The sequence below is a fragment of the Roseateles aquae genome, assembly GCF_032337115.1.
GTDB classification, from domain to species: Bacteria; Pseudomonadota; Gammaproteobacteria; order Burkholderiales; family Burkholderiaceae_C; genus Roseateles_C; species Roseateles_C aquae.
In genome coordinates this window covers 146,234-172,377 of the sequence record NZ_JAVXZY010000012.1, presented here as the reverse complement: position 1 = coordinate 172,377, position 26,144 = coordinate 146,234, and the positions used below count along the sequence as shown (strand labels likewise).

Here is a 26,144-nt window from a genome sequence, read left to right as displayed (position 1 = left end):
TGCGCGGTGCTCCAGCACCATACGCACCGCGCGCTCGCGCACCTCAGGCGAAAACTTCGGGGACTTCTTCATGGCTCCATTCTCCAGAGTTGGAGCCTCCTCGAAATCCGGGGCGATTCAGTTCTTCCTTAATGTCCATGGCAGATGTTCGAGAGGCCTAACTATTTGATGGACAGATCGTTAGATATTTCTGCCCAACATTTAAACAGACGGGTCGATCAACTGCTCAGTTCAGATGCGCTAGTCAATGGACGTCGGCAAATGGCAACTCCTGGCCGAGTTCGCCAGCCCGACGGGTCACTTCGAAGCCGACCTCCGGCTCCCGGCGCATCCTGATAGGCCCTCAACTCGATGGGAGACCATCATGGGCAACGAAGCTAACGCCGTTCATCGCGAGCCGTGGAACAAGGGCAAGCTGGTTGGGCAGAAGGCACCGTTCAAGCTCAAGGACATCTGGGCCCTGCGCGTCCGACTACAGATGGAAGGCCGGGTTCGCGAGCTGGCACTCTTCAATCTCGGCATCGACAGCAAGCTGCGTGGTTGCGATCTGGTCGGCCTCAAGGTCCGTGACGTCTACCACGGCGACCAGGTAGCTAAACGCGCCATCGTGGTCCAGCACAAGACCCAGCGCCCCGTCCAGTTCGAGATTACGCAGGCCGCTCGAGACGCCGTGCAGGCATGGATCAAGCAGGCGGGCCTGAGGGCCGAGGACTACCTTTTCCCCAGCCGGCTTCACGACTCGCCGCATCTCGGCACGCGTCAGTACGCCAGGATCCTCGGGCACTGGGTCGACGAACTGGGTCTTGACCGTGCCGACTATGGGACGCACTCGATGCGGCGGACGAAGGCAACGCTGATCTACCGGCGAACAAAGAATCTCCGCGCAGTGCAACTGTTGCTTGGACATTCCAAGCTGGAGTCGACGGTGAGGTACCTTGGCATCGAGGTTGATGATGCCCTGGAGATCTCCGAACAGACGGAAATCTGAAGTCGTCGACCGCGGCTCCGCCGCTTGACCGACCGTGTTGTCGGCGCAGCCGCCTTAGATTTCGGCTGTGTGGTGCCCGGCTGAGCTGGCACTCCCGGCCATGAGCCGCCATTCGCCCTGGTACCAGGAAGCGGACAACCGCTCGGCGTGCCGAATATTGCTGTGCGCCGCTCATTGAATTTTCCAAGCCCGAGCAAGCCTCGAAGACAAGCGCATCAGGTCCTCACTTGCTGCTGCGCCACTTCCGCCGCACGTCGGCCAAGAATGTCTCCCTGTCCTCGCGCATGAGGCGGACGAGGGCTGGCGGCGCGTCGGTGTCCTCGTGACGTGCGGCCCAGATCACGAGTTCAACCAGCACGGGCGCCAAGTCGATGCCCTTAGGCGATAGACGATAGATATATCGGCGCGCGTCTTCCGGATCATTCTTCTTTTCGATGATGTTCGCGGCCTCCAGCTTGCGCAAGCGCCCGGCCAAGACGTTGGAGGCAATACCCTCCCCGCCGTGGAGGAAGTCGTTGAAGGTCCGGCGGTCCTTGAACATCAGGTCGCGAACGATCAGCAGCGACCAGGCGTCACCCAGCAGTTCTAATGCGATGCTGATCGGGCAACCTGATCTGGACGGGAGAGGTTCGGCGCGCTTGGACATGGGTCGACATCGATCATCGCATGTCACTTGCTTTTTGCAAGTGACTTGCTAGACTGGCGCGCCTATCAACCTGCCTGGCATGCAGGCCGCCTCCACAGGAGATCCGTTCATGCGCAAGTCCTACTGGCTGGCCGTTCTGGCCTACCTGCTGCCGACATTTCCTTTGGGCTATTTCTGGCATCTGGTCATCTTTGCTGACCGCTATCACCAGCTCGAGATGTACCGGGAGGATGTGATCATCCCACTGGGTCTGGCCTCGATGGTGATCCAGGCGCTGTTCTTTGCCTGGGCATTCCCGCGGCTGTTTCCTTCAACACGGATGACCTGGCAGCGCGGTGCACTCGCCTTCGGGTGCATCTTCGGCGTGATGGCCTGGTCGTTTGCCGTACTGCCCGTTGCGGCAAAGTACCGGATGTCCTCGGTGCCCGATTTCATCGCACTGGAAACCTGCTTCACGGCCATTCAGTTCGCGGTCGTCGCACCGCTGCTGGCCCTGGCGTGCCGACTTGGCGAGCCAAAGTCCGCAGCCTCAACCTCCGCCTGATCTCAGCGCGCACCATGCCATTCGACCCGGACTTGGCCGCGCGCATGCGCGAGGCACTTCAGCAGCGAGCGGGAGTGGTGGAGAAGAAGATGTTCGGGGGCTATTGCTGGATGCTCAATGGCAACATGCTGTGCGGCGTCGAAGTCGGCCGCTTCATGTTCCGGGTGGGCGCGCTCCAGGAGGCCGATGCCCTGTCGCGGCCTGGCGCTCGACGGATGGATATCACGGGCCGGCCCATGAAGGGATTTGTCTGGGTGGACGCCAACGAAAGCGTCGGTGCTGCTCTCGAGGCGTGGATTGAACTGGCGGCACGCTATGTGGCCGCACTCCCACCAAAGTAATTTCGCGCTCAACCTATTACGTTCTCGGCGATCGCTGCGAACCTACGCTCCCCGGATCGAGCCGCGCCAAACCGAAAGGCAAACGGGGTCGAACGGTCTTCACAGCCCGAGTTGAGCGTCCGCTGCCAGGACATGCGTCCGGCTGCTGTGGGTCGACAGTGCCCCTTAGCTGCCATCGCAAGCAGTCAGTGACGGTCTTCAATAGCTGCTGATACTTGGCCGTACCCTCGTTCCGTGCCGAACGGCCGGTTCGGGGTGTAGACCGGTCGGCCAATCGCCGACGGACCCTATGACCGCTTGCTGTGGACGCCGACATTCGTCGCCCAATGACGAACGTCTCTGACCAGCCTATAGCAGTCAGCCCTCGCCAGCCCCAACCACGCCACGACACACGCCGCCAGGCCCGTCCAAGCCGCGGCTTTCCCAACTGCAACACCAAGCTTCGAAACATTGGCCTCAACGCCCGGTCGCCCTTCCCCCAAGACTTCGATAATTTGCCAGTAACTTCGAAACTTTGTTCTCAGCCTCCTCCTTTCACATGACCCTGCGCTACCACACCATTCCGGTAACCCCCTTCGCCCAGAACTGTTCGCTGGTCTGGTGCGATGAGACGCAGGAGGCGGCGCTGATTGATCCGGGTGGCGAGTTGCCCCGCTTGTTGGCCGAGGTACAAAAGCGTGGCTTGACGCTGAAGGCGATTTGGTTGACCCATGCGCATATCGACCATGCCGGCGGCACCGGACAGCTGGCGCGCGAGCAGGGCCTGCCCATCATCGGGCCGCATCAGGGCGATCAGTTCTGGATCGATGGGCTGGCGCAGCAGGCGCAGATGTTCGGCTTTGCACCGGCTGAGGGCTTCACGCCCACCCGCTGGCTCGACGATGGCGACGAGGTGCAGATCGGCCGCCAGACGCTGACCGTGCGCCACTGCCCGGGCCACACGCCGGGCCATGTGGTGTTCCACAGCGCCGTGATCAAGCGCTGCTTTGTCGGCGATGTGCTGTTTGCCGGCAGCATCGGCCGCACCGACTTTCCGGGCGGCAATCACGCGCAGCTGCTGGCCTCCATCCGCGAGCGGCTTTGGCCCATGGGCGACGACACCGTGTTCATTCCCGGTCACGGCCCCGAATCGAGTTTTGGCGTCGAGCGGCGCAGCAACCCCTTTGTGCGCCAGGGCTGAGCGGGCGCCGCATGGCTGGGCCGTGACGGCGCAAGGTGAATAGTTCACAAACGCACAGACCAAGATTCACCGCCTTTGAGGATGACCCCGCCCTAAGCTTTGCTCCATACCAAGCCCGCGCACAGCGGCGCATTGCTCAGGGGGTACTGCCATGTGGTCATCAGCTGTCATCGAGTCCGCGCCGTGCCAGGCGCAGCATGAGTTCACGCTCCCGCGCCACCTCGGCAGCGAGCGGCGTCGTGTCACTTCACTGAGCAGCCACTGGCTCAGCCTGGTGCTCGAAGAGTTGGACTATGGCGTGCTGCTCGTCAATGCCAGCGGCGAGGTGCTGCACAGCAATCTGGCCGCGCGGCACTCACTGGACCCGCAGCACCCGCTGCAGCTGATCGGCGGCCGGCTGCGGGCCCGCCATGCCAAGGACCTGCAGCCGCTTCATGAGGCGCTGTGCAAGGCCGAGGTGGAGGGGCGGCGCTGTCTGCTGCGCCTGGGCGGGGTGGACGACTGCGCCAATGTGGTGGTGGTGCCGCTGAACCGCGATGTCGATCAGGCTGCCGTGCTGCTGGTGCTGGAGCGACGCCACCTGTGCGCCGCGTTGGCCGCCCAGTGGTTTGCGCTGCGCTACGGCCTGACGCCGGCCGAGACCGAGGTGCTGAAGCTGCTCGCCGAGGGCGCCCGGCCCAATCAGGTGGCCGAGCAGCAAGGCGTGGCGATTTCCACGGTGCGCACGCAGATCCAGAGCATTCGCGCCAAGTCAGGCGCACAAAGCATCGGTGAGCTGCAACGCCAGCTGGCCGTGTTGCCGCCGCTGATGTCGGCGCTGCGGATGGAGCTGTACTGATCCAGCTTGCCGGGCCTGCCCCGGCCTGGTTACCATCGCTCGCTAGCGCAGCGAATCCGTGATGCGCCCATCCGGATCACAAGAACCAAGGCGAAGCGATGAAGAACACGCCCCAGTTGCTCGGTCTCGACGCGCTTGGCGCAGCCGCAGACCCTGCTTTGCAGTCGCTAACACCGATGCTGCGCTGCCTCGCTGAGCGTGGCCAGGCGCGCAGCTACCGGCGCGGCACGCTGCTGATCGAGGAAGGCGGCCAGGGGGACAGCCTCTACCTGATTCTGAGCGGCCGGCTGCGTGCCTATGGCTGCGACAGCCGCGGCCGCGAGGTCACCTATGGCAGCTACGGGCCGGGCGAATACGTGGGTGAGATGAGCCTGGACGGCGGGCCGCGCTCGGCCAGCGTCATCACCGAGGAGGCCAGCCGCTGCGTGATGCTGACGCGGGCCAGCATCCTCGATCACATCGCCGCCCATCCCGAGTTTGCGCTGGAGCTGTTGGCCAAGGTGATACGCCGGGCCCGCGCGGCCACGCTGTCGACCAAGCAGCTGGCGCTCAACGATGTCTATGGCCGGCTGAAGGCGCTGCTGGAGGGCGAGGCCGGCGAACAGAAGATGACGCACCAGGCGATGGCACAGCGCCTGGGCTGCTCGCGCGAGATGGTCTCCAAGCTGATGAAGGACCTGGAGCTGGGCGGCTATCTGGAACGCGCCAGCGCCGGCCGCTATCTGCTGCAGCGTCCGCTGCCGGCGCGCTGGTAGGCCTTCGCTTGCGTACTACTGCCCTTCGCTGGGCCCGTCCTTGCGGCGCAGCGGCTTGGCCGGCTCGAAGCGCTGCGGCGGCTTGTCGGCGCGCTGGTAGAGGGCCTGCACCTTGGGCAGATTGGCCTCGATGTCCTTGATGCGGGTCGGCCCAGCCGGGTGGGTGGACAGCCACTGCGGCGGCGCACCCTTGCTGGCCGCGCCCATCTTCTGCCACAGGCTGACGCCGGCCTCCGGGTTGTAGCCGGCGCGCGCAGCCAGCTCCATGCCGACCAGATCGGCCTCGCTCTCATCGGAGCGGCTGAATTCCAGCGTCAGCAGCTGGCTGCCCATGCTCAGCAGGCTGTCGCCCACATTGCCCAGACCCAGCAGGCTGGAGATCAGCCCGGCACCCAGCCGCGTGGCCGCCGTCTTGCCCATCCGTTCGCGGGCGTGTTCGCGCAAGGCGTGGGCGACCTCATGGCCCATCACCATCGCCACCTCGTCGTCGTTCAGCTGCAGCTTGTCGAGGATGCCGTAGTAGAAGGCGATCTTGCCGCCGGGCATGCAGAAGGCATTGAGCTGCGGGCTGCCGATCAGATTGACCTCCCAGCGCCAGCTGCGCGCACGCTCGTTCCAGGGCTGTGCAAAGGGAATGATGCGATCGGCAATTGCGCGCAGGCGCTGCACCTGCGGGTGCGTCGGCGGCGCCAGCGCACGCTGCTGCGCGGCCTGGCGCAGCATCTGCTGGTACTGCTGCTGCGCCGCCGCCTCGACCTGCTCGGCCGACACCAGCTTGGTGAACTTGCTGTTCTCGCCCACCTCCACGCCTTCACGCGCCAGCGCCGGCAGAGAGGCCAGCGCCGCACCGCCGATCAGCAGGCCGCTGAACAGGCGGCGCGTCGGCCCGCCATGGCAGGCGCACTGGCCAAAACCATGCCGCGGCGCGCTGGGCAAAAGCGGCTCGGCGGCGGGGTCAAAAATAGTCGAGTCGGGGCGCTGGGACATGGTGTGTGCGTGTGAGTCTCGGCGGCAATTCTCGTTGCGATTCTGAACGGCTTTCTTGACATCTGATCGGCCGGTACCGATCTGGCTCCCTTACTTGGCGGCGGCCGCCGGAACTTCAAGCGCCAGGATGCTGGGGCGCAGATAGAGCAGCAGGGCCAGCGCCGGCAGCACCAGCAGCCCGGCCAGCACAAAGAAGCTCGGCCAGCCGATGGCCTCGGCCACCACGCCGGCCAGCGGCCCGACCCAGACCCGGCCCACCGAGGCAAAGGCCGACAGCAGCGCGAACTGCGTGGCGGTGAAGCGCTGCGTGCACAAGCTCATCAGCAGGGCCAGAAAGGCCGCCGTGCCCATGCCGCTGGTGATGTTCTCGATGCCCACCACCAGCAGCAGCCCGCCATCCACCTCAACGCCATGCGCCAGCCGCACCAGCACCCAGTCAAAGGCCGGCACCGTAACGCTGCCCAGATGGCCGGCGCCGACGCTGGCCAACCACCAGAAGCCCAGATTGCCCAGGCCCTGCAAAACGCCAAACAGCATCAAGGCCCGCCACAGGCCGATGCGCAGCATCAGCGTGCCGGCCAGCAAGGCGCCGCCGATCGACAGCCACATGCCGAACACCTTTTGCGCCACGCCGACCTCGGCCGATCCGAAGTGCATGGCCTGCAGCAGGAAGGGCGTCATCAGCGACAGCGCAAAGGCGTCGCTGAGCTTGTAGAAAACGATGAAGACCAGCAGCGCCACCGCGCCGCGTTGGCTGAAGTAGTCGCGCAGGCCGCCCAGCAGGGTCTCGAAGCGCGCCGCCCGTGCCGCCCAGGCGGCCAGCGGCAGCGTCAGCGCGATGCCGGCCAGCAGCACCAGCAGATCGGTCCATTTGCGCTGAAGCGTGGCGGCCAGGCTGCTGCCTGCCCACAGCGGCGCCAGCAGCGCCTGCACGGCCGGGGCGATCACTTGATCGGTCAGCACAAAGCCCAGGGCCACTGCGGCCACCACGGCGATGAAGCCGCCGATATCGTGCCGCGCCACGCTCTGCGGCTGCGCCGCCTGACGCAAGCGCGGCAGCAGCAGCGCCGAACACAACGCGCCCAGCGCCATCAGCGCGGCCATCAGCCGGTAGACATCGGGCCAGCTCCAGCCGCCGCCCTGAGCCGCATCCACCCAGATGAAGGCAATGCCGCCGGACAGAATCATCGCCAGCCGATAGCCCATCACATTCAGCGAGGCGCCCAGGCCGCGCTCGGCGGGCAGCAGCAGATCGGTGCGGTAGGCGTCAATCACCACGTCCTGCGAGGCCGACAGAAAGGCCACCAAGAGCGCCAGCAGCGCAAAGGCGCGCGTGGCGGCGGCCGGCGAGGTGGCGGCTAGTGCCCACAGCGCGCCGGCCAGGCCCAGCTGGGTGATCACCATCCAGGCCCGCCGCCGGCCCAGCCAGCGCAGCTCGAAGCGATCCATCAAGGGCGCCCAGAGGAATTTGAAGGTGTAGGGCATGCCCACCAGGCTCAGAAAGCCGATGGTCGCGATGTCCAGCCCCTCAGCCGACAGCCAGCCCTGCATGGCCTGCGCCGTCAGCGCCAAAGGCAGCCCGGAGAAGAAGCCCAGCAGGCAGACGACGGCCAGCCGGTATGCGCGTTGCAGCCGCTGCTGAAGGCTGAGCGGGGTGGCGCGGGAGGCGGACGGTGAGGCGGAAGGCGCTGACATCGCGCGGATTCTATTGATCGCCGCGCTGCCGCCCTGGCCGAGGCTCAGTCGATCAGGGTCAGCAGCTGCACCCGCGGCAGATCATGGATGAACCAGCGCTGCGGCGGGCCATCGCTCAGGCGCAGCTCCAGCCATGCGCCGTCGCGCACCGGCCGCGCGGCGGTACAGACGGCTCGCAGCGGCTGACTGGCCGGCCCGCTGAGCAAGACCGGCACGCCGGCGCTCACCGCCTTGGAGGGCTCGTCCGGCCCGGCATTGGCTTCGTCGGCAGGGCTCAGGCGCAGCCATTGCAGCTGCTTCAGCGGCACACACAGCGGCCAGCGCTGGCCGGCCAGCTGCAGATCCAGCGCCAGATCGCCGTCGTGAAAGGCTTGCAGCCGCCCCTGCAGCCGCTCGCTATTGAGCAGCGTCATTTCACACGGGCCGGACTCGCCCTGCGGGCCGGAGGGCGGCAGGCCGGTCGGCAGCAGATTCAAACTCAGCATGGCGCACTCCCGGCAACTCAGTACTGCCAGTGAAGCCCGCGGGCGCCGCCGCGGTTCTGCGCTAACGCAAAGCTTGTGGGCATTGCCGCCTCATTTGGCGGCGATTCAAGCTTGCCTTGATCTGCGCCGAATACGCCTACACGGCCGCCGGGCTTGCCGGCGGCCTGACAATAGACAAATGTCAATGCCGCCATCGCCTCACGCCGCGCCCGCCAACCCGCTCGATGCGCTGCAGTTCCGCTCCGCGCTGGGCATGTTCGCCACCGGCGTCACCATCGTCACCGCGCGTGCCGCCGATGGCAGCCTGGTCGGCCTGACGGCCAATTCCTTCAACTCGGTCTCGCTGTCGCCGCCATTGGTGCTGTGGAGCCTGAGCCAGCGCGCGGGCTCGATGCCGGTGTTCAGCCGCGGCTCGCACTACGCGATCAACATCCTGGCGGCCGAGCAGAAGGAGCTGGCGCAGCGCTTTGCCGCCCGCGACGTTGATCGCTTTGCCGGCGTGTCCTGGCGTGAAGGGGCGGGCGGCGCGCCGGTGCTGGACGGTGTGGCCGCCGTCTTCGAATGTGCCAACCGCAGCCAGTACGAGGAAGGCGACCACGTCATCTTCGTCGGCGAGGTCGAGTCCTGCAGCTGGCGTGCCGAGGCCCAGCCGCTGATCTTTCACGGTGGGCGCTTCTATACCGAACTGCCGATCTGAGCCCCCCCCCTACGCGCTCACGCGCGCCCCCTCCAAGGGGGCAGGCTCGGCAGCCCGGCAGAGCCGGATCTGCGAGCCTCGCTGGAAGGGTCAAGGCCCGCTGCAGCGGGCCTTTCCAAACGCACTGATGCCATGCTGGCGAAAGCGGGTTGGGCCAAAGCCCTAGCGCTGCAGGGCCGCCAACTGCTGGCGCAGCACATTGTTCTCGACGGTCAGCTCGGCGACGCGCTGGCGCAGGCGGATCAGCTCCTCGGCCTCGCTTTCGCCCAGCGGCTGAGCCGGGGCGGCTTCGGTGGCAGCCTCTTCGCCTTCGGCCGCCTCAGCCGGCGCCGGATCGCGCGGCTTCTTCTTGGCCTCGCGCACCCGCTTGGCGGCCTGCTTGAGTTCGTCCTTGCCGGCGCTGGCGGCGGCCACCTGTTCCTCGGCGGGCAGGGTGGCGACGGCGGCAGCGGCGTTCAGCGAAATCTCGCCGGCCTTCAGCGCCGCCACCACCTCGGGCGCGGCCTGCTTGTGGATCTTCTCGATCATCTGCACCTGGCTGGCGCTCAGGCGCGCGGCGCGGGCAATCGCCTCGCGGGTGTTCAGCGGGTCGGGCGGCGGCAGCGCCTCGGCAGCGGCGGCCCAGGGCGGTGCGTCAGCGGCGGCTTCTGGCGCCGGGGCCAGGTCTTGCGCGGCGGCCTCGGCCGAGCTGGCCAAGAGGCGCTCACGCCGCTCGGCGATGATTTCCTTTTTGCGCAGCGCCAGCACGCCACGCTGGAAGTCGGACACGCTGCGCCGGCCCAGATGCTGGTCGATCATCCACAGATGCACGTCCTCGATCGACTTGAAGCGCGTGTTCTGCACCGTCTCGAAGGGGATGCCATGCTTCTGGCAGATGCCGTAGCGGTTGTGGCCGTCCACCAGCACATCGCCCCAGAGCACCAGCGCATCGCGGCAGCCCTCGGCGAGCAGGCTGCGTTCCAGCGCCTCGTGTTCGTCCGCGGTCAGCGGATCGATATAGGCTTTGAGTTCTTCGTTGACAACGATCTTCATGGCGGGCGACTGCAGGGCTCAGGGACGGGGCGCGCATTGTAGAAGGCCGCCCCGATTCAGGCCCGGCTCAGATCTGCACCCGCGTGCCCAGTTCGACCACCGCGTTATCGGGCAGGCGGAAGAACTCGGCCACGCCGCTGGCGTTGCGGCTCATGGTCGCGAACAGGCGCTCGCGCCAGTCGGCCATGCCGGCGCCGGGGGTTGGCACCACGGTTTCGCGGCTGAGGAAATAGCTGGTCTCGAAGGCCGGCACCTGCAGGCCCTTGGCCGCGCACAGTGTCAGCGCCTGCGGCACATCGGGCTGGTCCATGAAGCCATAGTGCACGCTGACGCGCCAGAAGCCCGGCACCAGCGGCGCCACCTCAACGCGCTCGGCCTCGGCAATCCAGGGCACCTCGTGGAACATCACCGTCAGGATGATGTTGTTCTCGTGCAGCACCTGGTTGTGCTTGAGGTTGTGCAGCAGCGCCTGCGGCACGGTGTCCGGATTGGCCACCGCATAGACGGCGGTGCGCAGCGCGCGGTTGGCGCCGCTGGGTTCCAGCGCCTCGATGAAGGGCTGCAGTTCCAGGCCATCACGACGGATGCTGTTCATCAGCAGCTGGCGGCCGCGCGCCCAGGTGCTCATCAGCACGAACAGCGCCAGGCCCATGGCCAGCGGGAACCAGCCGCCATCAAGGAACTTGATCGCGCAGCCGGCCACCAGCAGGGCGTCCAGCGCCAGGAACAGCAGGGTCGCGCCGATGGCGATCGGCGCCGGCAGGCGCCAGCCGTCGCGAACGACGAAATAGGTCAGCACCGTGGTGATCATCATCGTCAACGTCACCGCAATGCCATAGGCACCGGCCAGCGCCGAGGAGTTGCCGAACAGCAGCACGGCGGCGATCACGCCGGCCAGCAGCGCCCAGTTGACGCCCGGCATATAGATCTGGCCGGCCTCGCGGGCCGAGGTGTAGCGCAGCTCCATGCGCGGCAGGAAGCCGAGCTGAATGGCCTGCTTGGTCATTGAATAGGCGCCGGAGATGACCGCCTGCGAGGCAATCACCGCGGCAAAGGCGGCCAGCGCCACCGCCGGCAGCATCAGCGACTCGGGGAACAGTCGATAGAAGGGGTTCTCGATCGCCGTCGGGTCGGCGATCAGCAGTGCGCCCTGGCCCATGTAGTTGAGGATCAGCGCGGGGAAGACGATCACCGTCCAGGCCAGGCGGATCGGGGTGGCGCCGAAATGGCCCATATCGGCATAGAGCGCCTCGGCGCCGGTCAGGGCCAGCACGATGGCGCCGACGGCGGCAAACACATGCCAGCCGCGCTCGCTGAGAAAGTGCCAGGCATGCAGCGGGTTCAGCGCCGCAAGGATTTGCGGCTGCTGGGCAATATGACCAGCGCCGACGACGGCCAGCACCGCAAACCAGAGCAGGATCACCGGCCCGAACAGCTTGCCGACGGTATGGGTGCCAAAACGCTGAATCAGGAACAGGCCGACCAGTATCGCCAGCGAGATCGGCAGCACAAAGGGCTTGAGCGTTGGCGTGATGACCTCCAGGCCCTCGATGGCGCCCATCACCGACACGGCCGGTGTGATCACGCTGTCGCCATAGAACAGCGTCGCACCAAACACGCCCATCAACAGCAGGAACTGGCGCAGTCGCGGCTTGCCGCCCACCGCCTGGGTGGCCAGCGCGGTCAGCGCCAGGCCGCCACCCTCGCCGCGGTTGTCGGCACGCAGGATCAGGATGACGTATTTCAGCGTCACCACCAGCATCAAGGCCCAGATGATGGTTGAGATCACGCCGATCACATTGGCAGGGTTCAAGGCTACGCCGGTGGCGGGCAGAAAGACTTCCTTGACCGTGTAGAGCGGGCTGGTGCCGATATCGCCATAGACGACGCCGATGGCGCCCAGCGTCAGTGCGGCCAGCCCTTGGCGGGCCGGAGCGCCTGAGGCGGAAGGGGTGGTGGACATGGGGAAAACGGCAGGGCCTGAAGTGAACTTGGGCGCAGCATCGCTGCACGCGCATCAGGAACGCATATGGATGGGCTAAGTGCGGGCCCTCGTCCTCCGCAGCTGCAGCCTCGCGCAAGCCCCGTCCACGGGGAGCCGCGCAGATAGCCAATGCCGGCGCGCCAAATGTCACAAATCTACCGACCCTCCTAAATGCTAAATATGAAACACTGAAGCCGTGCAAATTCCTTGTTGGCGCATGCCGCACAGGCTTAGGATTTGCGACGCACTGGCCGGCCCGTGGGCGACGGTCGATCCGGCGCCGCCAACACGGCAGCCGGCGGTTCTAGAACGGAGCGAGGTGTACCGTGATGAGCTTGAAATCTTTGCGCATCGGCCAGCGTCTGAGCCTGGGTTTCGCGGTGGTGATCGTGTTCCTGTTGTCGATGGCCGGCTTGGGCTACTACAGCACCCAGTCGCTCAGCTCGGAGATGACCAATCTGGTCAGCCACGACTACCAAAAGACCCAGCTGGCCAATCGTGCCAAGGCCGAGCTTGGCGACGCCTCGCGCGGCATGATGAGCACGCTGATCATGACCAACGAGGAGCAGGTCAAAAAGGAACTGGCCTCGGTCGAGAAGCTGCTGCAGTCGCATGAGAAGGCGATTGCCGATCTCGACAAGCTGGTTGACGACGAGGCCGGCCGCGAAGCGCTGAAGGCCATGGCCGAGGTACGCGCCAAGTTCATGCCGGCCCAGGCCAGCTTTGTGAAGCTGGTGGCCGAGGGCGACAAGGATCAGGCGACGCTGAAGTTCCTGTTCTCGGTGCGCGCGCTGCAACTCAAGTACCTGGCGACGATGGACAAGTTCGTCGAGTCACAGAACGCGCAGATGGAAGCGGCCGGTCTGGCCGCCAAGAGTCTGGCCAACAAGACCGGTGTCGTCATTGCGCTGCTGGCGCTGGGGGCGACCACGGCCAGCGTGCTGATCGGCCTGATCGTCACCCGCGGCATCACCCGCCCCTTGCGCGGTGCGGTGGCCATTGCGCGCAAGGTCGCCTCGGGCAATCTGACCAGCACCATCGAGGTTCGCAGCGCAGATGAAACCGGCCAGCTGCTGCAGGCGCTGGCCGAGATGAATGCCAGCCTGAAGCAGATCGTCGGCAATGTGCGCGACGGTACCGAATCGATCGCCGCCGCTTCGAGCGAGATTGCCAGCGGCAACCTCGACCTGTCGACCCGCACCGAGCAGCAGGCCGCCGCACTGGAACAGACCCTGCATTCGATGAACGAGCTGACCGAGGCAGTGCGCAAGAACGCCCGCAACGCCCAGCAGGCCAATCAGCTGGCCCGCGAGGCCTCGCATGTGGCCCACGAGGGCGGCGAGGTGGTGTCGCGCGTGGTCAGCACCATGGGCTCCATCGATGCCTCGTCGAAGAAGATCGTCGACATCATCAGCGTCATCGACGGCATCGCCTTCCAGACCAATATCCTGGCGCTGAATGCGGCGGTGGAAGCGGCACGTGCCGGCGAACAGGGCCGCGGCTTTGCCGTCGTGGCCGCCGAGGTGCGCAGCCTGGCGCAGCGCAGCGCCTCGGCCGCCAAGGAGATCAAGACGCTGATCGGCGACTCGGTCGAGAAGGTCGCCCAGGGCAGCCAGCTGGTCCAGCAGGCCGGCACGACCATGCATGGCGTCGTCGCCAGCGTGCAGCGCATGACCGACATCATGGGCGAGATCACCAGCGCCAGCGCCGCGCAGACGGCCGGCATCGAGCGCGTCACCCAGACCATCAACGACATGGACCGCAGCACCCAGCAGAACGCGGCCCTGGTCGAGCAGGCTGCCGCGGCGGCCGACTCGATGAAGACCCAGGCCGATTCGCTGGAGCAGGTCGTCAGCCTGTTCACGCTGGATGCGCATTCGGCCTGAGCAGCAATCCCGCCAATCCCCAATGCCATTTCCCCACGCCGTTTCCCAACGCCAGATCCCCCACGCACAAGGAGTGCCCATGAACCTCAGCTTTGCGTCCCGTCTGTTTGCGCGCTGGAGCGCTATTGCCCTGTTCGCCGCGGCCTGCGCCCTGCCCGCCCAGGCGCTGGAGTTGGCCGGCGTCAATATCGAGCCCACGGCCAAGGTCGCCGGCAAGGAGCTGAAGTTGAACGGCGCTGGCATCCGGACGCGAGTGATCGTCAAGGTCTACACGATGGCGCTGTACCTGCCCGAAAAGAAGGACACGCCGGCAGCGGTGTTTGACAGCCAGGGCCCGCGCCGTTTCGCCATCACCATGCTGCGTGAGGTGACCGGCGAAGACTTCGGCCAGGCCTTCATGGCCGGTATCACCGCCAATACCGACAAGGCCGAACGCTCCAAGTTCGTCAACCAGCTGGGCCAGTTCGGCGAAGTCTTCGTCAATGTCGGCAAGATGGGCAAGGGCGAGGTGCTGACCTGCGACTGGATTCCAGGCAGCGGCATGGTGATGGCCGTCAACGGCAAGCAGGTCGGCGAGGTTTTGCCCGATATCGCCTTCTACAACGCCGTGTTGAAGATCTGGCTGGGCGAAAAGCCGGTCGACACCTCGCTGAAGCCGGCGCTGCTGGGGCAGAGCAAGGGCTGAGGCATCGCAGGAGCGCGGCCGACTTATTCAGCCGCCGCGCACAAGTTGCCAACAGCCTTATCCACAGGCCGAGCCGCCCCACGCGCTGGCTGCCACTGCCTGGCTCAGCGCGCCTCGGCCAGCCGGTAACCCACGCCCGGCTCGGTCAGCAGCAACTGCGGGTCGGCCGGATCGGCTTCCAGCTTGGCGCGCAGCTGGCCCATATAGAGGCGCAGATAGTGGGTGTGCTCGGTGAACTCCGGCCCCCAGACATCGGCCAGCAGCGTGCGATGGGTGACCACCTGGCCGGCGCTGCGCACCAGCCGGGCGAGCAGATTGAATTCGGTCGGTGTCAGGTGCAGTGCCTGGCCGTTCAAGGCCACCCGGTGGGCGGCCAGATCGACCAGCAGGCCCAGGTGTTCGAAGCGCGTGACCGCCGCCTGGGTGTGCACGCCGCGGTGGCGCAGCGCCACCCGCATCCTTGCTAACAATTCACTGACGCTGAAGGGCTTGACCAGATAGTCATCGGCCCCGGCATCGAGCAGGCGCACCTTGGAGCCGTCCTGCTCGCGCGCCGAGATCACCAGCACCGGCACGCTCTTGCGCTGGCGCAGGCTGGCCAGCAGCGTTTCGCCCTCGCCGTCGGGCAGGCCCAGATCGAGCAACACCAGGTCAGGCGGCTGCGCATGGGCCAGCAGTGCCTCGGCCTCGGCCAGGCTGGCCGCCGTCTGCAGCGCATAGCCCTCGACCCGCAGCGCATCGCGCAGCGTGGTGCGCAGTTCGCGGTCGTCCTCGACCAGCAGCACGTTCAGACTCATTCCTTCTCCATCAGCGCCGGCTGGGCGGTGTCAAGCAGGGGCAGCCAGCATTCGAAACTGGCGCCGCCGTGGCTGCGCGCACGGTAGCGCATCTCGCCGCCATGGGCGCGGGCGATCGCCCGGCAGGCGGCCAGGCCCACGCCGGCGCCACGGCGCTGCTCGCCATCGGGGCGTTCGCGGTTCAGCTCGGCACCGCGCTGGAAGACCTGGAAGATCCGCTCGCGCCAGGCCGGGCTGACGCCGGGGCCGCGGTCGCGCACGGCCAGCACCAGCTGGGCCGGACCGCTGCCATCGCCTTGCTCACAGCGCACCAGCAGTTCGACGCCGGTCTCGCCGCCATATTTGAGTGCGTTGTCGACCAGGTTTTCGAGCAGCTGGGTCAGCAGCAGCGCGTCGCAGCGCAGCAGCGGCAGGCCCGGCTCCAGCCGTGCGCGCAGCCGCGGGGGGGCATCGCTGCCGGCATGGCGCTGGCGCACCCGGTGCAGCACCGCGCCGACGATTTCCTCGGCCGACTCCCAGTCCAGCTTCAGCGTCACGCCGGGCGCGTCGAGCCGTGCCAGCTGCAAGGTGTTGTCGGTCAACCGGCTGAGCTGGCGGGTCTCGTCGATGATGGTGGCGCTGAGCCGGCGGCGCTGCGCGGCGCTGAGCCGCTCGTCCTGCTCCAGCAGCGCCGAGGCCGCGCCCAGAATCGTCGCCAGCGGCGTGCGGTAGTCGTGCGAGATGGCGGCCAAGAGCGCATTGCGCGTGGCCTGGCTCTCGGCCTCGTCGTGGGCGCGCTGCGCCGCCCGCTCGCTGGCCAGCCGTTCCAGCGCCAGGCCGAACTGGTCGCACAGCGTCTGCGCATGGCGACGCAGCGAGGCATCCGGCGCCAGCGGATCGGCAATCGCGAGTTGCACCGCGCCGTTGGCGCGGGTACGCCCGCGCAAGGGCAGGTACCAACAGGCCAGTTCCTCATGGCGGCCGGTGCCGGGCCCGAAGTCGCTGCTCTGACGCAGGCAGGCCCACAAACCGGCCAACTGATCGGCATCTGGCGCAGGCCCGAGCAATATGGCGGCGCTGGCATCATTGGTAGGCGGCAGCGCGTCCTTGAGCAGCAGCAGGCGAACCTCGCCGGCCAGCAGGGTCGACAGCGTGGCCTGCAGCATGGGCGCCTGCGCCAGCGGCTGGGTGGCGTCGCGCAAGGCCTCGCTGAAGGCCCGCAACTGTTCGGCGCGCTGGGCATGCAGCCGCGCCTGTGCCGCCTGCCAGCTCAGGCGGGCCAGCAGCACGGCCGTGATCCAGTTCAGCGCCAGCATCGAGCCGAGCAGCAGGCCATGATGCGGCAGCGCCACCTCGAGGCTGCCGCGCGGTGGCAGAAAGCGCCAGTTGAAGGCCAGCACGGCCAGCAGGCTGCTCAGCATCGACAGCCAGGCGGGCAGCCAGATCGAGGCCAGGGCACCGGCCAGCACCGGCAGCAGGGCCAGATTGACCAGCTCAAGGCGTTCGTCCAAGCCCAGCATCAGCGTCCAGGCCAGGCCCCAGACCAGGGCGGCCAGCGCATAGTCCTTCTTGCTGTAGCTGCTGAGCGAGGCGATCATCGCTGCACCATAGCAGGCCCCACATCAGGATCGCGTATGTGGCCGGTCTGCCAGGCTGGACAAGCATCGATTGGCGCCGTGCCGCCGCCTCGCTAAGATCCGCGCAGACCTCAGGCCCTGGAGATGTGCTTGTCCGTGTCGCCCCCGCTTGCCACTGTCGTCGGACAAAGCCTGGCCCGGCTGCGCAGCGCAGACTTGCTGTGCGCAAAAGGGCGCGCCCGCACAGAAAGTAGGCCGGCTTGAGTTCCAGCCCCATCGTGCGCCTGTTCAGCCGCCCGCCGCCAACGCGCCATTCGCTCGGCGCCCGCATGGTGCTGGCCATGCTGGCCTTTTGCCTGGTGTTCACGCTGCTGGCCGGCAGCGCTCATATGTGGTCGGCCTGGCGCTCGGGCCGCAGCGCCATGGCCACCGAGCTTGAGCTGCTGGCCAAGATCTACCAGACGACGCTGTCCAAGGCCGTCTGGGACATGGACCGCGAGGCCATCCAGGCCCATCTGGGCAGCGCTGCCAACGTCAAGTCGATCGGCCATATGGCCATCCGGCTGCGCGCCAACAAAGTCGACAGCGAACTGCTGGACTTCACCCGCCCCGGTTGGTTGGCCACCGGTGATATGCCGACGCAGACGCAGACGCTGTTCCACCAGGCCTTTCCCGGCGGGCCGGTGCAGGTGCTGGGCGAGCTGACGCTGCAAGGCGATGAACGCCAGCTCTGGGCTTCACTGCGCAGCGCCGCCCAGGCCATTGTGGTGACGCAGCTGATCCAGTCGCTGCTCTTGTCGGGCTTCATCCTGCTGTTGTTCAGCCGCCAGATCACCATCCATGTGCGCCGGATTGCCGCCCATCTGTCGCGGCTGCGGCCGGAAGAACTCGGCGAGCGGCTGAAACTGCAGCGGCGCGGTGGCAGCCAGGACGAACTCAGCCAGCTGGTCAACGGCGTCAACCACCTGCAGGATCGCTTGCAGGAGTACCTGCTGCAGCAACGTCGCTACGAAGGCGAGCTGGCCAAGCACCGCGACCACCTCGCCGAGTTGGTGCGCGAACGCACCGCCGAACTCTCGACCGCCAACCAGGCGCTGGCCAAGTCGGCCGACATGCTGCGCCAGGTCGGCGATATCGGCCGCGAGCTGACGACCAGCCTGGACCAGCACGACATCTGCCAGGCCCTGCACCGCCATTTGCAGGCGCTGCTGCCGCTGGACAGTTTCGGCGTCGCTGTGCTGGCGTCCGGTGGCGACCGGCTCGACCTGATCTACTACGTTGAGGACGGCCTGCGGGCGCCACGCTCCAGCTTCATGCTCAACGACCTCAAGTGGTTGACCGTGCAGACCTTTCTGGAAGAGCGCGAATTCGTCGTCGCCGACGAGGCGCTGACGCTGGCCGCGCCGACGCCCGAGGGCATCGTGCCCAAGGCGCCAACGCGGTCCGCAGTGCTGCGCCCGCTGGTGGCCAATGGCAAACGCATCGGAGTCGTGGTCTGCCAAAGTCATCAGGCACAGGCCTACCAGGCCGCCGAGCTGGAGGTGCTGCGCTCGACGGCGTCCTATGCCGCGATTGCGCTGGCCAATGCCTCGGCCTACGCGGCGGTGGAGGCCGCGCGCGGCGAGGCGGCCCGGGCCCTGGACGATTTGCGCCAGGCCCAGGGCCAGCTGGTGCAATCCGAGAAGATGGCGGCGCTGGGCCAGCTGGTTGCCGGCGTGGCCCATGAAATCAATACGCCGATCGGCGCGGTGAAGTCCAGCGGTCGCAATATCGCCGACGCGCTGCGTTACACGCTGGAGAACCTGCCACGGGTGCTGGCCCTGCTCAACGAGGACGAAGGCCGGCGCTTCAGTGCATTGATCGCGCAGGTGCATCAGGCCAGCGCCGTGCTCAGCTCCAGCGAGGAGCGTGCCGAGGTGCGTGCACTCAGTCAGCAGCTCGACGCCGCCGGCATCGCCGGCGCCCGCCACAAGGCCGGCCTGCTGGTGCAGATGCGGGCCCAGCCGCTCATGGAGCAGCTGATGCCCTTGCTGCGCCACCCGCACAGCGAACTGATCCTGGACACCGCTCACAGTACTGCCACCATCGCCAGCAATACCGAGAACATCAACCTGGCGGTCGAACGGGTCGCCAAGATCATCTTTGCGCTCAAGTCCTACTCCCGCTTTGACCGCGACGCCGAATTCGCCGAGGTCGATCTTCGCGAAGGCATTGAAACCGTGTTGACCATCTATCAGAGCAAGCTGCGCGGCGGCATCGAGCTGCAACGCGACTACGGAGAGGTGCCGCCGGTCTGGTGCTTGCGCGACGAGATGAACCAGGTCTGGACCAATCTGATCCACAACGCGCTGCAGGCCATGCAATACAAGGGCGTGCTGCGTATCGCAATTGCGCGCCAGGGCGACGAGGCGCGGGTCAGCATCGCCGACAGCGGCTGCGGCATCGCGCCGGAGCTGATGCCACGGATCTTCGAGCCCTTCTTCACGACCAAGCCGGTCGGCGAGGGCAGCGGGTTGGGGCTGGACATCGTCAGCAAGATCGTCGCCAAGCATCAGGGGCGGATCGAGGTGCAGAGCGAGCCCGGCCAGGGCAGCACCTTCAGCGTCTTCCTGCCGATCAAGCCTGCCGCCCATCTGATCCCCGGCACCTGACGTTCTGCCATGCCCGCTGCGCCTGCCTATGCGGTCACCGACGCCGAGCTGCTGCCGCTGGAACAGGCCCTGGCCGCGACCGCTCATCAGGGCGCTTTGCCGGCGCAGCTGGAGGCCATGGTGGCGCTGGCCTGGCAGTTGCGCCAACGCCAGCCGCAACGTGCCCAGCAGCTCCGGCAGCAGGCCGAGGCGTTGCTGCCGCAGGCTGGCTTGACGGCGACGGTGCAGGCCAGGCTGGCGGCCCGCTGCCGGCTGATCGAAGCCGAATCCCGCGCGCTGGCCGGCGAACAGCACGGCGCCACCGCGCTGAGCCAGCAGGTGCTGCTTCAGGCGCTGCGCAGCGCCGACGCAGTCACTGCGGCCGATGCCCGGCTGCTGCTGGCGAGCCTGGCGGCTGACCGGGGCGAGTACGACGAACTGCAGCGTGAGCTTGAACATGTGATGGTCGCCATGCACTCACGCGATCCACTGCGCCACGCGCTGGCCCAGTGCAAACAGGCGCATGCCGAGCTGCTGCAAGACCTGGCCAGCGCCGAGCCGCGCTGGGCAGCGCGTCTTAGGCAACTCAGCGTCGATGCCGAGCCCGCGCTGACGGCTTGGGTGAGCAACTGCCAGGGCATTGCATTTGGTCTCCACGGCGCACTGGGCCGTTCGGCACAACGCTTCATCGAGTCCTGCCGAGCCGCCGAACAAACCGGCCAGCTGCTCTTGGCTGCCCACTCGGCCACCAATGCGGCGACCAGCTTCGAGCTGATGCATGCCCACGAATCAGCTTTCGAATGGTCGCAACGGGCGCTGGAACTGGCGCGGCTGGCCGGCGCACACGATGCCCAGACCCGGGCGCTGCTGCGATCGGCCGCGGCGCTGCGGGCACTGGGCCGACAGGACACCGCCCGGACGCTGACGGCTGAGGCCTTGCAACTGCTGGAACCGAGGCGCCCCCTGCGGGAGTGGCTGATGGCCGGCCTGCTGATGGCCGAGTTTGCGCTGGACGAGGGACGGCATGCGGAGGCCCTGGCCCTGCTGCATGACTGCGAGCAGCAATGCCGGGCGCTTGGCAGCGCCCATGTCATGGCCGAGATCCAGCAAGCGCAGGCCCGCGCCTATCTGGCGCTGGGCAGGCAGGCCGCCGGTCTGCAACTGACCCAGCGCATGCTGGACGCCAGCGGCGCCCGACATCTGCGCGTCGACACCCTGGAACTGCGTGCCAAGTTGCTGCTGCTGGCCGAGCCGGGCGCCATGCCCACGGCTGCCGCTCAGACCGCGGCGTTCGAGGTACTGCAACAGGCGCTGCAACTGGCCGAGCAGACTGAGGGTTTTGTGCCACAGGCCTCGCTTTACGAAGCGTTGGCGCAGGTCAGCACTGGCGTGGGTGATAGGGCGCAAGCCTATGCCTACACCGTGCAGGCCGGGCAGGCGCAGGAGCGTCGCCACCACGAACAGGCGGTCAGCCGCGCCAGCGCCATAGAGCTGGCCCAACAGACCGCGCGCGCGCGCGACGAGCATGCACGTGCGCAGGAGCAGGCGCAGCGCGAGCGCGAACGGGTTCAGGCCTTGCAACGGCTGCAAGCCACCTTGCAGTCGCTGGGCGATATCGGGCGCGACATCAGTGCGCAACAGGATCAGCAAACGCTGCTGGCAACGCTCAAGCGCCATGTACAAAAGCTGCTCGATGTGGCGACCTTTGCCGTCTTCAGGCTCGACCCCGGCGGCGCCTCGCTGAGCATGGTCTACGGCGTCGAGGCCGGCATCGCGCTGCCCGAACGCGTTTTCGCGCTCGACGATGAGCAGCGCAATGTGCCGCGCTGCGCCCGCGAACGCTGCGAGATCGTCGTTGACGATGAGCCCCCCGGTCCGCTGGTCTTTGCCGGCACCCGGCATACGCCGAGCAAGCTCTATGCCCCCTTGCTCGCGGGCCAGCGCCTGCTTGGAGTGCTGACGGTTCAGTCCTTCGAGCGCCATGCCTATGGCGAACATGAGCGGGCGATCTTCCGCAATCTGGCTGCCTATGCGGCCATCGCGCTGGCCAATGCCGACGCCAGCCAAGAGCTGCAACAGGCACAGAGCCAGTTGGCGGATCAGGAAAGACTGGCCTCGCTGGGCCAGCTGGTGGCCAACGTGGCCCATGAGATCAACACCCCGATGGCCGTGGTCAAGTCCAGCGGCGAAAGCATCGCTGATGGGCTGACGCACAGCCTGGCCCGACTGCCCGCGCTGCTGCTCAGTCTGGATGAGGCCAGCAAGGCAGCGCTGTTCGGCCTGGTTGAGCAGGCCCGCCAACAGGCCGAACTGCTGAGTTCGCGCGAGGAACGAAACCGCGCCCGTGCATTGAGCCTGCAGCTGCAGGCACAGGGCATTGCGGACGCCCGCCGCCAGGCCGATCTGTTGCTGCGCTTGCGCGCGCAGGACGACTGGCTCGCGCTGCTGCCCATGCTGCGCCATCCACGCGCCGCCGAGTTGCTGGGCATGGCCGATGGTCTTGCCACGCTGGTACGCAGTGCCGCGAACATCAACACCGCTGTCACGCGAATGGCCAAGATCGCCTTTGCGCTGCGGCGCTATGCGGCGCCGTCGCCCCCCGCCGAGGCGCTCGACTTCGAGCTGCGCGGCAATATCGAGCAGGCGCTCCACAGCTACCAGCATCTGCTGCGCCAAGGTGTCGAGTTGGCGCTTGATCTGGAGCGCGGCCTGTACCTGCGCGGCCAGCCAGACGAGCTGGTGCAAGTCTGGGGCAATCTGATCCACAACGCGCTGCAGGCCATGAAGCAGCAGGGCCGGCTGAGCCTGCGCTGCAGCGGCAATCAGGAGTGGTTGGAGGTGGAAATCGCCGACACCGGCTGCGGCATCCCCGAGGCCGCACTGGCGCGCATCTTCGAACCATTCTTCAGCACCAAGCCCAGCGGTGAAGGCAGCGGTCTGGGCCTGGACATCGCCAGCAAGATCATCCAGCGCCATCGCGGGAAGATCAGTGTGCAAAGCGTACCGGGTCAGGGCAGCTGCTTTCTGGTCCGTCTGCCGCGTCTGCGGGATAGCCGCCCATGAGCACGCCCTTGCCCTGGTATGCCAGCGAGGCCGCGTTGACGGCTCTGGAGCGCGAGGTGGCACAGGCGGCCGCTGGGCCAGCGGTGTCGCAGCTGCAGCTTGCGCTGGCCTGGCAACTACGCCAACGCCAACCGGCCCGGGCCAGCGCCTTGCTGGAGACCTTGAACGCGCAGCCTTTGCCGCCCGAGGCCGCCGCGCGGCGCCTGCTGCTGAGTGCCGAGCTGGCCTTGGCAGGCGGTGATCTGGCCGGTGCGCAACGTGCCGGCGCCGCTGCATTGGCGGACTTTGCGGCCATCGGATCTGGCATCGGCTGCGCCGACGCGCATGCCTTGCATGCCGTGCTTGCCTACGAGGGCGGCGATCCGCAGCGCCAGTTGGCGGCCCTGCGAGAGATGCAGATCGCGGCTGGTGACGATATCGAAAGGGCCGTTGCTGCGGCCGCCTGGCAGGCCCGTGTGCTGGCCTTTGCGGATCTGGCCGGCGCCGAAACGGCCGCCGCGGCCATTGCGGCCGAGATGCCGCGCGCACTGCCGTCGTCGGCGCGATCCCAGGTCGAGAGTTTGCACGCAACGCTTGCAGCCCTGAAAGGGGACTTCGGCGTCGCCGTGCCTCATTCGATCGAGGCCTTTCGCTTGGCGCAGGACAGCGGTCAGCTTCATGCCAGCATCCTGCTCGCCTGCAATATTGCCTTTGGCTTCAGCAATATTCAGGACTACCAGGCGGCGCTGGAATGGTCGGCGCTGGCGCAGGATGTGGCCGGCCGGTTGGGGCTGCGCAGCGGCCGCGCCGCCGCCTTGTCCGCTGCGGGGGACTGCCTGCGCCGGCTCGATCGTCTTGCCGACGCGCGTGAATTGCTGCAGGAAGCGCGAGGTTTGGTCGCCCATCAGCCGCATGCGCGAGGCCATGGCACCCTGTTGTTGCGCCTGGGGGAGTTGCATCTTGCCGATCAGCAGGTCAGCGACGCCGAAGCTTGCTTTGTCGAACTACAGGCCCATGCGCAGGCCGTCGGCAACGCCGATCTGCTTGACCACGCTCATGTCGGCCTGGCGGCCGCCCTGCTCGAGCAAGGCCGGCTGAAGGAAGCGCAGGGCTTCGCGCAGGCCGTTGTGGAGCGACCGCGGGTGGCCACCACGCGCCGGATTGCGGCCTTCGAGCTGCTGGCCAAGCTGCACGAGCTTCACCCCAGCTATCCGACGCCCTCCGGCGACACCGCCGCGGCCACCTCCTTGCGGCTGCTGATGGAGGCCCACCAGCTGGCGCGGGGCCTGGCCGACTATCGGGTGCCGGTCAGCCTGCTCGATGCGCTGGCACGCGCCCACGCCAAGCGCGGCGAGTATGCGCAGGCGCTGGACTTTGCTCAGCAGGCCAATGCGGCCCGCCAGGCGCTGCACCAGAAGGCGAGCAGTCACCGCGCGCTGGCGCTGGGGGTGCAACGCGACGCCCAGCGCATGCAGGTCGAGGCCGAGCGACAGCGTCTGGAGGCCGAGGCGCAGTCGCGACGCAGCGCGCTGCTGCAGCAGGCCAATGAGGCGCTGGAGAGGCTGGGGGCGATCGGTCGCGACATCCTTGCTCAGCAAGACCCGCTGGCGGTCTGTGAATGCCTGTTCACCCACACCCAGGCTCTGATGGCCGTGGACTGCTTCATCCTCTATCGCGTGCAAGCACAGGAGCGTTGCCTGCAAAGCCTTTTCGCCCGCGAGGCCGGCCGGCCCATGGCGCCGATACGACGGGATCTGGACCAAGCCGGCTCCCTCGCCGCGCGCTGTGCCCGCGAGCGCCGGCAGCTCAATGGCGACGCCATGCAACTGCTGCCCGGCACTCAAGCCATGCTGAGCGCGATGTTCACACCGCTGATGCTTGACGACCGCTTGCTCGGCGTGCTGACGATCCAGGCCAGGCATAAAGACGCCTATGACGAGCGCGAGCAGGCCATGCTGCGCTCACTCAGCGCCTTCGCTGCCATCGGCTTGGCCAATGCGCAGCGACTCGAGCAGCTGCGCCGCACCCAGGTGCAGACGGCTCAGCAGGAAAAACTGGCCAGCCTTGGTGAGCTTGTGGTCAGTCTGGCTCAGGAAGTGCAAACGCCGATGGCCGTCATCAGCGCAGGCGGGCGCGGCATCGCCGAGTTGCTGGATCAGCTGCTGCAACAGCTGCCGCCACTGCTGCAGCAACTGGACCCGGTCGCTCAAGGTCTGCTGGCTGAGCTGTTGGAACGCTTGAGCGCTAGCCACACAAGCCTGAATATCCGCGATGAACGCATGCAAAGACGACAACTCGCTCAGGCCCTGCAGCAGGCGGGGTTCAGCGATGCCCGCCAGCTGGCCGACGTGCTGCTGCCGCTTGGGGCCGGCGAGCCCCTTGACCAGCTGCTGCCGCTGCTGCGCCATCCGCAGCGGGAGCGCATCCTCTACCTGGCCCGCAAGCTGGCACTGCTGCTCTCCAGTACCGCGAATGTGAACGCCGCCGCTGATCGCGCGACGCGGGTCGTCCATGCGCTGAAGTGCTACGCCCGGCTGGAGCAGAGTCAGGGCTTGCAGGCGCTGGATCTGCGCGACAGCCTGGATACCGTGCTGACCTTGTACCAGCATCGCTTCCGCCACGGCATCGAGCTGTGCAGCCGCTTCGAGGCGCTGCCGCCGCTGCATGCCCATGCTGCCGAGCTGCACCGGCTCTGGACCCTGCTGCTGGACGCGGCGATGCAGGGGCTGCGCGCGCCGGGCCGGCTTGAATGGACGCTGACCCGGGACGGCATGCATGCGCGGCTGACCGTCTGCAGCAGCGCTGCCGGCATTGATACCGATCTGCCACCGGCCATGCAGAAAATCACTGCCAGCCATGGCGGAAACATCACCGTCGAACGTACCATCACACAGGGGCGGAAATTCACCGTACGCCTGCCATACACCAGGGAGAACACATGAAGCAGGGGATATTGCTGTGTGTGGACGACGAGGTCATCGTGCTGAGCGCCTTGCGCGATCAGCTGCGCAAGGCCTACGGCAGCCAGCATCTGATCGAGATTGCCGAGAGTGCCGAAGAGGGTCTGGAAATCCTCGACGAGCTGACCGGACAGGGCCTGATTCCCCTGGTGGTGATTTCCGATTTCCAGATGCCGGGCATGAAGGGCGACGAATTCCTGATCCAGGCGAGTCGGCGTTTTCCCTATGTCGTGACGGTGATGCTGTCCGGCCAGGTCAGCGATGCGGCGGTCAACCGGGTGCGTTGCGAGGGGCATCTGAGCAGCCTGATTGCCAAGCCCTGGGACGCACAGGCCTTGGTGCAGAGCATTGACGAGGGCTTGGCCCGTTTCGCCAGCAGCCGCCCCAGCGAACTGGGCGTCTGAGCCAAGGAGATG

General features: G+C 66.9%; 21 protein-coding genes. 13 read left to right on the top strand and 8 right to left on the bottom strand.

Going from position 1 to position 26,144, the window contains the following annotated elements:
• Positions 1-364 precede the first annotated feature (364 nt).
• Entirely contained in the window at positions 365-988 is a 624-nt protein-coding gene (locus RQP53_RS22640) for a tyrosine-type recombinase/integrase (protein WP_315652979.1), read from the top strand.
• Positions 989-1,211: 223 nt separating this feature from the next.
• Here the strand turns inward: RQP53_RS22640 and RQP53_RS22635 are convergent, their stop codons facing one another.
• Positions 1,212-1,634, bottom strand: a complete 423-nt coding sequence (locus RQP53_RS22635) for a winged helix-turn-helix transcriptional regulator (protein WP_315652978.1) — start codon at positions 1,632-1,634, stop codon at positions 1,212-1,214.
• Positions 1,635-1,743: 109 nt separating this feature from the next.
• On the opposite strand from RQP53_RS22635, the gene RQP53_RS22630 reads away from it, so the two are divergent.
• From RQP53_RS22630 to RQP53_RS22610, 5 genes are all read left to right on the top strand, one after another.
• On the top strand, positions 1,744-2,178 hold the full coding sequence (locus tag RQP53_RS22630; protein ID WP_315652977.1) for a hypothetical protein: 435 nt from the start codon (positions 1,744-1,746) through the stop codon (positions 2,176-2,178).
• Between the two features lie 14 nt (positions 2,179-2,192).
• A complete protein-coding gene (locus tag RQP53_RS22625) occupies positions 2,193-2,519 on the top strand; it encodes a TfoX/Sxy family protein (protein ID WP_315652976.1) in 327 nt (108 codons plus the stop codon).
• Positions 2,520-3,057: 538 nt separating this feature from the next.
• Complete coding sequence (locus RQP53_RS22620; RefSeq protein WP_315652975.1) at positions 3,058-3,699, top strand: MBL fold metallo-hydrolase; 642 nt, start codon at positions 3,058-3,060, stop codon at positions 3,697-3,699.
• 151 nt (positions 3,700-3,850) lie between these two features.
• Positions 3,851-4,537, top strand: a complete 687-nt coding sequence (locus tag RQP53_RS22615) for a helix-turn-helix transcriptional regulator (RefSeq protein WP_315652974.1) — start codon at positions 3,851-3,853, stop codon at positions 4,535-4,537.
• Positions 4,538-4,635: 98 nt separating this feature from the next.
• Positions 4,636-5,292, top strand: coding sequence for a Crp/Fnr family transcriptional regulator (locus RQP53_RS22610; RefSeq protein ID WP_315652973.1), 657 nt, complete (start codon positions 4,636-4,638; stop codon positions 5,290-5,292).
• Positions 5,293-5,307: 15 nt separating this feature from the next.
• Here RQP53_RS22610 and RQP53_RS22605 read toward each other — a convergent pair whose 3' ends face one another.
• The 3 genes from RQP53_RS22605 to RQP53_RS22595 form a co-directional block, all read right to left on the bottom strand.
• Positions 5,308-6,279 (bottom strand): M48 family metallopeptidase, encoded by a 972-nt coding sequence (locus RQP53_RS22605; RefSeq protein ID WP_315652972.1) that lies wholly within the window; start codon positions 6,277-6,279, stop codon positions 5,308-5,310.
• A 90-nt stretch (positions 6,280-6,369) separates the two neighbouring features.
• Positions 6,370-7,974 carry an AmpG family muropeptide MFS transporter gene (locus RQP53_RS22600; RefSeq protein ID WP_315652971.1) on the bottom strand — a complete coding sequence of 535 codons (1,605 nt, stop codon included), beginning with the start codon at positions 7,972-7,974 and terminating at the stop codon, positions 6,370-6,372.
• 44 nt (positions 7,975-8,018) lie between these two features.
• Positions 8,019-8,459, bottom strand: a complete 441-nt coding sequence (locus RQP53_RS22595) for a hypothetical protein (protein WP_315652970.1) — start codon at positions 8,457-8,459, stop codon at positions 8,019-8,021.
• A 184-nt stretch (positions 8,460-8,643) separates the two neighbouring features.
• Between RQP53_RS22595 and RQP53_RS22590 the strand changes: the two genes are divergently transcribed.
• The gene (locus RQP53_RS22590; protein ID WP_315652969.1) at positions 8,644-9,156 is read left to right on the top strand and encodes a flavin reductase family protein; all 513 of its coding nucleotides are present in this window, start codon (positions 8,644-8,646) and stop codon (positions 9,154-9,156) included.
• Between the two features lie 162 nt (positions 9,157-9,318).
• On the opposite strand, the gene RQP53_RS22585 is transcribed toward RQP53_RS22590, so the two are convergent.
• A complete protein-coding gene (locus tag RQP53_RS22585) occupies positions 9,319-10,188 on the bottom strand; it encodes a ParB N-terminal domain-containing protein (RefSeq protein WP_315652968.1) in 870 nt (289 codons plus the stop codon).
• 67 nt (positions 10,189-10,255) lie between these two features.
• A complete protein-coding gene (locus RQP53_RS22580) occupies positions 10,256-12,151 on the bottom strand; it encodes a potassium transporter Kup (protein ID WP_315652967.1) in 1,896 nt (631 codons plus the stop codon).
• Between the two features lie 350 nt (positions 12,152-12,501).
• On the opposite strand from RQP53_RS22580, the gene RQP53_RS22575 reads away from it, so the two are divergent.
• Together RQP53_RS22575 and RQP53_RS22570 are read left to right on the top strand one after the other, a co-directional pair.
• Entirely contained in the window at positions 12,502-14,058 is a 1,557-nt protein-coding gene (locus RQP53_RS22575; RefSeq protein WP_315652966.1) for a methyl-accepting chemotaxis protein, read from the top strand.
• Between the two features lie 79 nt (positions 14,059-14,137).
• Positions 14,138-14,743, top strand: coding sequence for a chalcone isomerase family protein (locus RQP53_RS22570; protein WP_315652965.1), 606 nt, complete (start codon positions 14,138-14,140; stop codon positions 14,741-14,743).
• A gap of 104 nt (positions 14,744-14,847) precedes the next feature.
• Here RQP53_RS22570 and RQP53_RS22565 read toward each other — a convergent pair whose 3' ends face one another.
• Positions 14,848-15,540, bottom strand: a complete 693-nt coding sequence (locus RQP53_RS22565; RefSeq protein WP_315652964.1) for a response regulator — start codon at positions 15,538-15,540, stop codon at positions 14,848-14,850.
• Positions 15,537-17,117 carry a sensor histidine kinase gene (locus tag RQP53_RS22560; RefSeq protein WP_315652963.1) on the bottom strand — a complete coding sequence of 527 codons (1,581 nt, stop codon included), beginning with the start codon at positions 17,115-17,117 and terminating at the stop codon, positions 15,537-15,539. The genes RQP53_RS22565 and RQP53_RS22560 overlap by 4 nt, the downstream gene beginning before the upstream one ends.
• Positions 17,118-17,356: 239 nt before the next feature.
• On the opposite strand from RQP53_RS22560, the gene RQP53_RS22555 reads away from it, so the two are divergent.
• From RQP53_RS22555 to RQP53_RS22540, 4 genes are read left to right on the top strand one after another with little or no spacing between them, the layout of a single operon-like run.
• Positions 17,357-19,747: an ATP-binding protein gene (locus RQP53_RS22555; protein ID WP_315652962.1), complete on the top strand. Its 2,391-nt coding sequence runs from the start codon at positions 17,357-17,359 to the stop codon at positions 19,745-19,747.
• A gap of 9 nt (positions 19,748-19,756) precedes the next feature.
• Positions 19,757-22,789, top strand: a complete 3,033-nt coding sequence (locus tag RQP53_RS22550) for an ATP-binding protein (RefSeq protein ID WP_315652961.1) — start codon at positions 19,757-19,759, stop codon at positions 22,787-22,789.
• Positions 22,786-25,710, top strand: a complete 2,925-nt coding sequence (locus RQP53_RS22545; protein ID WP_315652960.1) for a GAF domain-containing protein — start codon at positions 22,786-22,788, stop codon at positions 25,708-25,710. Before RQP53_RS22550 ends, RQP53_RS22545 begins: the two co-directional genes overlap by 4 nt.
• On the top strand, positions 25,707-26,132 hold the full coding sequence (locus RQP53_RS22540) for a response regulator (protein WP_315652959.1): 426 nt from the start codon (positions 25,707-25,709) through the stop codon (positions 26,130-26,132). The genes RQP53_RS22545 and RQP53_RS22540 overlap by 4 nt, the downstream gene beginning before the upstream one ends.
• Positions 26,133-26,144: the final 12 nt, after the last annotated feature.